This window comes from Amycolatopsis rhizosphaerae (assembly GCF_007713715.1).
In the GTDB taxonomy this organism is placed as follows: Bacteria; Actinomycetota; Actinomycetes; order Mycobacteriales; family Pseudonocardiaceae; genus Amycolatopsis_E; species Amycolatopsis_E rhizosphaerae.
The window spans coordinates 1-7519 of the sequence record NZ_VJWX01000351.1 but is presented as its reverse complement, the minus strand read 5'-3'; the positions used below and the strand labels follow the sequence as shown (position 1 = coordinate 7519).

Below are 7519 nucleotides of genomic sequence, written 5' to 3'. Positions count from 1 at the left end.
CTCGTTGCAGGTCCGGGTCTACGCAGGCGTGGACCCGGTCACGGGTAAGCCGAGTTACCTCACCGAGACCGTCACAGGCACGGACCCGGGCGGCGAAGAAGTGCGCCGAGAAGGTCATGACCAAGCTCCTCGCCCAGGCCGACCAGCAGCGCTCCGCCAGCACTTCCGTGTCCCTGGGGTACGCGATCGACGAATGGCTGCGCAATGCCGATATCCAGGCGACGACGCGGCACGGCTATGTCGGGTACATCGAGCGCACCATCCGGCCAGCGCTCGGAGATGCGCCGGTGAACAAGCTGAGTGCGCGCATGCTGGAAACGCTCTACGGCGAACTTCGCCGATGCCGTGCGATGGAAAGCCCTTCATCGAGCACAAGACCAAAGACGACCACGACTGCAAGGAAGCCGAGCGCGGGCCGCACAAATGCAAGCCCATGGCTTCCTCATCGGTGAGGCAGATTCACTCGATCCTGAACGGAGTTCTCAGCGCTGCCGTGCGGTGGGAATGGATCAGCTCCAACCCCGCGAAAGTCGCGCAGCGCCCGCGGCAGACCCCGCCACAACCCAATCCCCCCCACATCAGCACAGGCGGCAAAGCTCGTCGAAAAGGCGTTCTCGCTGGACGAGGATTGGGGCACACTCGTCTGGCTCGCCATGACCACGGGCATGCAGCGTGGCGAAATCTGCGCCCTCCGCTGGGCGCGTATCGACCTGGACAAAGGCATCCTCGAAGTCCGCAAGAGCTACACCACGCTGCGCGGCGTCGGCCGGGAAAAGGACACCAAGACCCACCAGATGCGGCGCATCGCTCTCGACACCGAGACCACCGTCCTGCTCCGCGAGTACAAGAAGCGCTGTCAGGCTGTTTTCAAAGAGCCCGGCCGGGAGTGGGACGAAGAGTCGTACGTCTTCACCGGCTCAGGCCGCAACATCTTGAAGCCCTACCCGCCGGAGCCAGCGAGGATCGCAACTGGCGGGTCACCATCGGCCACCTCCCGCCCGCTGGCAGCGCTGGCTCTCCGGAGCCAGCGAGGATCGCAACCTCATCGTCTGCAGCCACGCCGAAGTGTGCTCGGTCCTGCAGCGCTGGCTCTCCGGAGCCAGCGAGGATCGCAACGTGGTCATGCCGGGCAGCGTCCGCAGGTCGCGTGGACGATGACCCACCCGCGATGGTGGCAGCAGGGCAGGGAGGTGTGGTTGCCATTGTGGTGTTTGGGGTTGTGCCGGTGGGTCCATAAATCAGGTCCCGGCGCTGGGCCAGGCGATGTCGTCAACGGTGAGGAACGGTTCGCCGGTCATGGTCGCGGGGGTTGCCCCGGTGAACGCCATGACGTCCCGATGCAGGTGGGACTGGTCGGCGTAGCCGGCGTTGGCCGCGACTTGGGCCGCGCTTTCGCCCGCGACCAAGCGATGGGCGGCATGATCGAAGCGGACCAGCCGCACGGCGCGCTTGGGCGGCAGACCGAGTTGCAACCGGAACCGGGACCACAGCCGCTTACGGCTCCATCCGACCTCGGCCGCGAGTCCGTCGACCCGGGCCAGGCCACGGCTGCCGACGATCCGGTGCCAAGCCCAGGCCACCTCCGGGTCCACCGGCGGCCCCGCCTCGTGCCGGCGGGCGAGCAGCGCGTCCGTCAACGCGAAGCGATCCTGCCACGACGAGGTTTCGCTCAGTTGCTCGCGGACTCGTGCCGCCGACCGGCCCCACAGGTCGCCCAGGGGCACGACGGCGCCGTCGAGGTCGGCGGGGGATGCGCCCAGAACCGCACGTGCGATCACCGGGGACAGGCGCACCTGCACGCACTCAACGTTCTCTCCCCACGCCCGGACCGCGCCGCCGGACCCGAACCCGGGCCCGGCGGCGATGCTGCCCAGCCGCGGCCCGGCGGCACAGTCAAGGACGGGCGAACCGGCGCCGAACTCCACAATCAGCGTCACGGCTGGGTGCGGCACCATCCGGAGCGCGTTCAGGTCACGGATACGGAATCCGGCCATGGTGACACCGGCCACCCGGCTGGGGCGCCGCGGGCACGCAACGCCCCACACAGCTGCATTGTGCACGAACGTCCGCACCGTCCCATGATAGCGAGCCGCAGGCCTGATGCGGCTAGCCAGCGCGGCAGAGTTCCCGCTGGGCGATGGAGAGCGTTTGCTGGCGCAGCGAGGGCTGCAGGGAGTCAGTGTTCATGAGCAGCGCGACCCGGCGAGGGCCGAGTTGGAGCACGCTGGAGGTGTACCCGTCGATGTCTCCCAAAGAGCCGTAGGCCGTTCCGCACGGAGTCGAGGCGATCACCAGGCCGAGGCCGTAGCTGATGCCGGGGATACCGGCACCGGCGAAGAACGCATCGGCTCCGGGCGTGGGGCGCTTCATCTCGGTAAGCAGGTGCTGCGAGAAGAGTCCCCCGCCGAGCAGTGCGCCAACAAACCGGTCGACGTTGTCGCCTGTCGACACCATCGCTGCCGCCGCCCCTGCCGCACTGGCGCTTGTCCGGGTAGTCACGTCGAGTGCGGGACCGGAACGAGGCGGCAGCGGAGCGGCGAAAACGTAGCCGTGTGCCTGCCGGGGTGCGGCCGTGGTCGTGGTGGGGAAGGTCGTGCTGCTCAGGTGGAGGGTGTGGATCAGGCGCGCCTGCACTTCGTCCTGGATCGTGTGACCGGTGACCTGATGGACGATCTCGCCGAGGACGATGTAGTTGGTGCTCGAGTAGCGGAAGCCGGTCCCTGGCGCGAAGTATGGCGAATGCTCCACGCCCAAGGCGATGAGCTGCGCGGGGGTGTAAGTGGCGCCGGGGTCGAAGCGAGGATTATCCGAGTATTCGAAGAGCCCGCTGGTGTGGTTGAGCAGTTCCCGCAGGGTGATCTGGTCGGCGAGCGGCACCGGTTCGGGCAGCAGCCCCGCGATCGGCTGGTCGAGTGCGAGCCGGTGCTCGGTGACTAGCTGCAATACCACCGTGGCCACGAAGGTCTTGGTTATGGAAGCGACTCTGAACTGGTCGTTGGGGCGCATCGCCCGGTCCGCGGGGATGTCCGCGAGGCCCGCAGCCATCCGCCGCACCGGCTGCCCGTCGTAGCTCGTGGCCGCAGCTACGCCGGGAACGCCCTCGACGTTGACGAGGTTCTGGATTTCTGCCCGCAACCAGGCATCGTCGAGGGTCGGCGGCCCACCCACCGCGCGCGCCGGCGACGAGATGGCAACTCCGACCACCGCAGCGATGACCAGTGCGACACAACGTTTCAACCGCATGAGTTCTCCTTCATGACCAGGCAATGACCGTCAGCATCGCGTCCGCACAGCCAGGCTGTCTTGAAGGAATGTTCCGCACTCGTGGTCATCGCCGCAGTTCAAACCGGACACGGATTTCCGGGAAAACGGCCGGTGACAGAACGAGCTGAAGCTCACTTTTCCGCGTCCGAAGGTGAGTACCAGCGGTGCAGCGGCTGCCGTAGAGGAGACGAGCAAGGGAGCGGGGTTCCTCGGGAAGGTGAGCACGGCGTTCAAGTGGGCCGGACGAGGTTTCGCCGTTCTCGGCATCGCCGCCGACGTCTACGATGTCGCCACCGCGCCGGACGGCCAGAAGGCGCAGACCGCAGTGGTCGCCCGGCAGTGAGGGGGTCAGGGGTTCGAGTCCCCTTAGCTCCACGTTTTGATCAATCCCTTTCGATCGGCTTGTTTTAGCTGGTCGGAGGGGATTTTTGCTGTGTCATGACGATCTTGTTTGATCGTTTCGAGTGCGACCGTGGCGGAGGCCGCCGCGCTGGAGCGGTTGCGGGCCTTGCGGGACGCGGGTTGGCGGATAACGGAAGAACGGGCGGATGATGCATCGGGGCGGGCGCCAAACGGCTGCTCGCCGAGCGGCCGGTCGCCAAGGTCTACACGGGACGGCTGAATGGCGCCTGCGTCGCGGTCAAGGTGTTTGACGGGGCGCTCGACCGTGACACCGCGGCATGGTTCAACCGCGAACGTAAGGCACTCGGCACCCTGCGTACGGAGCGAGCCATCCTGCCGGTCGACGAAATGATCGAGTTCGCGGACTGAAGTGCGGAAGGCTGGGCCGCGGGTAACTGGTCAGGTTGTTTGTGGGGTTTGATCGTCTCTGTGGGATGATCTCGGGGTACAGGCCGGGGATGGGCTTCCGTCGTATGACGAGCTTGCCGCTCTGGTCGTGGATCAGGCGAGGGTGATCGCTGAGCTTCGTCAGCGGGTGGCCGTGCTGGAAGCCGAGAATGCCGAGTTGAAGCGCCGGTTGGGGATGGACTCGACCAACTCTTCCAAACCACCCTCGCCGGACTCACCGTTTACCAAGCCAGCGCCGAAGTCGTTGCGGCGTAAGAGCGGGCGCAAGCCGGGTGGGCAGCTTGGTCATCCAGGACCGACACTGACGCTGGTCGCTGATCCGAAGGAGAAGGTGCGGCACGAGCCCGACTCGTGCACGGGCTGCGGCGCCGGTCTTGCTGCTTCGGCCTGTGGATGATCCGCGACGGCGAACTGGTGCTGGTGTCGGTCCCGCGCGCCGAGCGGTTCCGTCTGCCCGAGCCGGACGCCCGGGCCAGTGGTGTCATCAGGACTTCATCTTTTGCAGGTTAGACTGCGGCTCCGGACGAGAGGACGAGTCGTGTCGCAACCGGGTTGGTACCAGGATCCCGCCGGCGGGCCGAGCCTGCGCTGGTGGGACGGCGGCCAGTGGACTGCGCGTCAGTGCGCCGCGCCTGAGGCGTGGCCGGGCGTCCCCGGCGCGGTGGCACAGGACCCGGCTCCCGGGGAGGGCGTGCTCGCCGCGGCGGGCCCGGTCGAGCCCGCCGTGCTGTTCAGCCCAGAGCTGCACTCCGACCTCTTTCGTCACCAGCAGGAAATCACGGTCCCGCCAGCCACGTTTCAGCAATCACCGCCGGCGGCCGCACCGATGCCGAATCGACGCAAGTTCCTGTGGATTGCCGGGATCGGCGTCGCCGGCCTTGCCGCCGTGGGTGGTGTCGCCGCGGTCGCGCTGACCCGCGACTCCACCCACGGCGGCAACGCCGCCTCGACGCCACCCACCGGAGCGCCGGTGCCCAACGGCCCCGCGCCGACCTGGACCCAGGCCCTGGACAACCACTTCAACAACGGCGATCGCAGCGGCGGCCTCGGCGTGATGGGTGGCGTCCTCGTCCGGTGGGACAACGCGATGGCGCAAGCGTTCGACACGAAAACCGGCGCGCCACGGTGGACGGGACGCCCCGACCTGCCTGCCGGCTACTCGGGCTTCTCCTGGATCGGTCTGAACGACTCGTTGCTGATCGGGGCCACGCAGGACGCCGAGACCAATTCGAGTCTGGTGTTCGCCATTGGTTCGGACGGCAAACAGCAGTTCAGCCACGACGTCGGCCGCAACGCTCACGGCATGGGCTTCACGCAGGTTTTCGATTTCGACGGCATCAACGTCCTGCTCGGTACCAGGAACGAAATCGTCGCGATCGAGGTGTCCAGCGGTAAACAGCTGTGGAGGCGTGCGCTCACGGCATACAATCGCGCCAGCGCCGTCATCGGTGGCCAGCGCTGCTACCTACAGGACTACACCGCCACCCTCTGCCTGGACATGACCACCGGCAACCAGTTGTGGGCCACACCCAACACCTGCACGGCCAATGGTGCGTCGAGCATCGTGTCGGTCGCAGATGTCCTCGCGATCGCCGGAGAACGGCTGGTCGTTCTGGACACCGTCACCGGTACCCAGCGCCAGACGGTGCTCCAGGCGTCGACCAGCATTAGAGGGGTCGGCGTGGCGGCCGACCTGCTCATCGTCGGCGAGGAGACCGAAACGGCATCAGGGGACAACGACTACACGGCATGGGGAATCAACCCGCGCGACGGCAGCAAGGTATGGGCGACACCCATCCAGCGCCTGATGGCCACGAGCCTGACCACCTCGGCGGACCTGGTCCTCGTTCCCACCCAGGCCGAGTCGGGCGCCACGGTACGGCTCGGTATCGTTGTCCTGGACGGCAAAACGGGCACCATCGCCTGGGCCGAATCGGGCAGCGCCATCAATGTATCCGCCGGCGGCATCGCGGACTGGCTCGCCTGCGCCACGCCGGATGCGGTCTACGCGGCGTCATCGACCACCGTCTGCGCCTATCCCCGCCACCCGTGATACGGGGCCGAACTGTGCGATGAACAACCCGCCGTCGAGGCGATCCGGGGCAGCTCTGCGTCCGGCACGCGGAGACATACGATCGCCCGCCGACATTTCTCCCCAACCTGCCGTGTTGGCAACACCCATGAAACCCTTCGCGGTTCCTGAATGGCGCGCACTGGGGGCAGCCGTGCTTCCATAACACCGAAACTGTCAGACACGAGATCCACGATCCGCGCATGGCTAACCTCTAGCGGCATGGGCGGACTGGCCACTGATCGAGCTCGATCTCGAGACCACCGACGCCGACCCGCGCCCCGAGTTCGGCCAAGTTAGTGCGTAGCGGCTCGGGTTTTGATCGCTTCGCGGGGCTACTGGATATCGCGGAGGCGTCACCGGCAGAGGCTGCCAGCCGAAGCGTCATCCGGGGAAGTTGGTTCTGGCCACCGACCTGGGGCGGCGGTAATCGCTGGCTTCAACCGATGCGGGTATTCGACGGTTACGCCGGTGCGTTGCCCGGCTCCCGTTTGGTGAGTGCGAGCAGGCCTGCCGTCCAGGCGATCGTCAGGCCGAGTGTGACCACGAGCAGTGTGGCGGTCGGTGGCGCGAGGTGATCGAGCATGGCCCGGTGTACGAAGAAGTGGATCGCCCAGATCAGGTACGTGACGAGCGCGGTCCGGTCACCCACTGCCGCATCGCCGGTGTCCCGCCAGGAAGTCGTCGAACGTGATCTTCTCGGTTGCCCGGTCCCGGGGCGAGGTGATAGCCCCCGCAATAGTCCCGGATCGTGTTGCCAGGCACGGTAATTGCCAACACGCGCCGACGACGGCCGATCGCCCGGAGGTAGCAGCGGGCGTCCACGACTGAGATTCTCGCATTACGCCGCCCACAGACGTGGTCATCACGTCCGCGTCACGCCGCAACTGTCGCGCTTTGGATGACGACCGGCGTCTTCGGGCGGGTGATCCGCAGACTTGTGCCCGGTATCGTTGCCTGCTCGACGCCGCCGGCGGCGATCGCGTCGAGGGTGGCCTGGCCGGTCTCGCGGTAGGTGCCGACTATCGGGTCGCTCGCCGGCATCTCGGTGTCGCCGTAGATCAACAGGAATTGGCTCCCGTAGGAGGAACCGGGCATCTCGGCCATCGCAACCGTCCCCGCTGGGTAGACAACCTTGCCGTCCCTGGCCGGCTGGAGGCCGGTGGGCGGCTTGTCCTTGAACGTGAAGCCGGGGCCGCCCCACCCGGTTCCGGAGGGGTCACCACACTGCAGCACCTTGTAGCGGACCGCGACGACCAGCCGGTGGCATGGCGAGCTGTCGAAGTATTTCTTCGTGGCCAGGAACAGGAGGGCCCGCACCGCGCAGGGTGACTTTGCCCGGTCGAGGACGAGCGGGATGGTGCCGTGCTCGGT

At 67.0% G+C, this 7519-nt stretch carries 9 protein-coding genes; 5 read left to right on the top strand and 4 right to left on the bottom strand.

Translation table 11 applies throughout. The annotated features are described in order from the left end of the window. The first annotated feature begins 116 nt into the window (after positions 1–116). Positions 117–452: an N-terminal phage integrase SAM-like domain-containing protein gene (locus tag FNH05_RS39475; RefSeq protein WP_246127959.1), complete on the top strand. Its 336-nt coding sequence runs from the start codon at positions 117–119 to the stop codon at positions 450–452. 786 nt (positions 453–1238) lie between these two features. Here the strand turns inward: FNH05_RS39475 and FNH05_RS26950 are convergent. Beyond that, the gene (locus tag FNH05_RS26950; protein WP_222426718.1) at positions 1239–1994 is read right to left on the bottom strand and encodes an AraC family transcriptional regulator; all 756 of its coding nucleotides are present in this window, start codon (positions 1992–1994) and stop codon (positions 1239–1241) included. Positions 1995–2106: 112 nt separating this feature from the next. After that, the gene (locus FNH05_RS26945) at positions 2107–3243 is read right to left on the bottom strand and encodes a serine hydrolase domain-containing protein (RefSeq protein ID WP_144591519.1); all 1137 of its coding nucleotides are present in this window, start codon (positions 3241–3243) and stop codon (positions 2107–2109) included. A 238-nt stretch (positions 3244–3481) separates the two neighbouring features. On the opposite strand from FNH05_RS26945, the gene FNH05_RS39805 reads away from it, so the two are divergent. The 4 genes from FNH05_RS39805 to FNH05_RS26935 all read left to right on the top strand — a co-directional run bounded on the left by FNH05_RS39805 (position 3482) and on the right by FNH05_RS26935 (position 6127). Then, positions 3482–3607, top strand: a complete 126-nt coding sequence (locus FNH05_RS39805) for a hypothetical protein (protein WP_281287636.1) — start codon at positions 3482–3484, stop codon at positions 3605–3607. 302 nt (positions 3608–3909) lie between these two features. Continuing rightward, complete coding sequence (locus tag FNH05_RS39800) at positions 3910–4035, top strand: hypothetical protein (protein WP_281287635.1); 126 nt, start codon at positions 3910–3912, stop codon at positions 4033–4035. Positions 4036–4162: 127 nt separating this feature from the next. Next, the gene (locus tag FNH05_RS39795) at positions 4163–4471 is read left to right on the top strand and encodes a DUF6444 domain-containing protein (RefSeq protein WP_425458494.1); all 309 of its coding nucleotides are present in this window, start codon (positions 4163–4165) and stop codon (positions 4469–4471) included. A 141-nt stretch (positions 4472–4612) separates the two neighbouring features. Beyond that, complete coding sequence (locus tag FNH05_RS26935) at positions 4613–6127, top strand: outer membrane protein assembly factor BamB family protein (RefSeq protein ID WP_186382757.1); 1515 nt, start codon at positions 4613–4615, stop codon at positions 6125–6127. Positions 6128–6608: 481 nt separating this feature from the next. Here FNH05_RS26935 and FNH05_RS26930 read toward each other — a convergent pair whose 3' ends face one another. Continuing rightward, positions 6609–6797, bottom strand: a complete 189-nt coding sequence (locus FNH05_RS26930; RefSeq protein ID WP_144591516.1) for a hypothetical protein — start codon at positions 6795–6797, stop codon at positions 6609–6611. A gap of 224 nt (positions 6798–7021) precedes the next feature. Next, the coding region (locus tag FNH05_RS26925) for a peptidylprolyl isomerase (RefSeq protein WP_144591514.1) at positions 7022–7519 on the bottom strand (498 nt) is incomplete at its 5' end.

Excerpts from the sequence above, each read along its gene's own strand:
- FNH05_RS39475 (WP_246127959.1), top strand. The coding sequence starts at position 117 with ATGACCAAGCTCCTCGCCCAGGCCGACCAGCAGCGCTCCGCCAGCACT.
- FNH05_RS26950 (WP_222426718.1), bottom strand. The coding sequence starts at position 1,994 with ATGGCCGGATTCCGTATCCGTGACCTGAACGCGCTCCGGATGGTGCCG.
- FNH05_RS26945 (WP_144591519.1), bottom strand. The coding sequence starts at position 3,243 with ATGCGGTTGAAACGTTGTGTCGCACTGGTCATCGCTGCGGTGGTCGGA.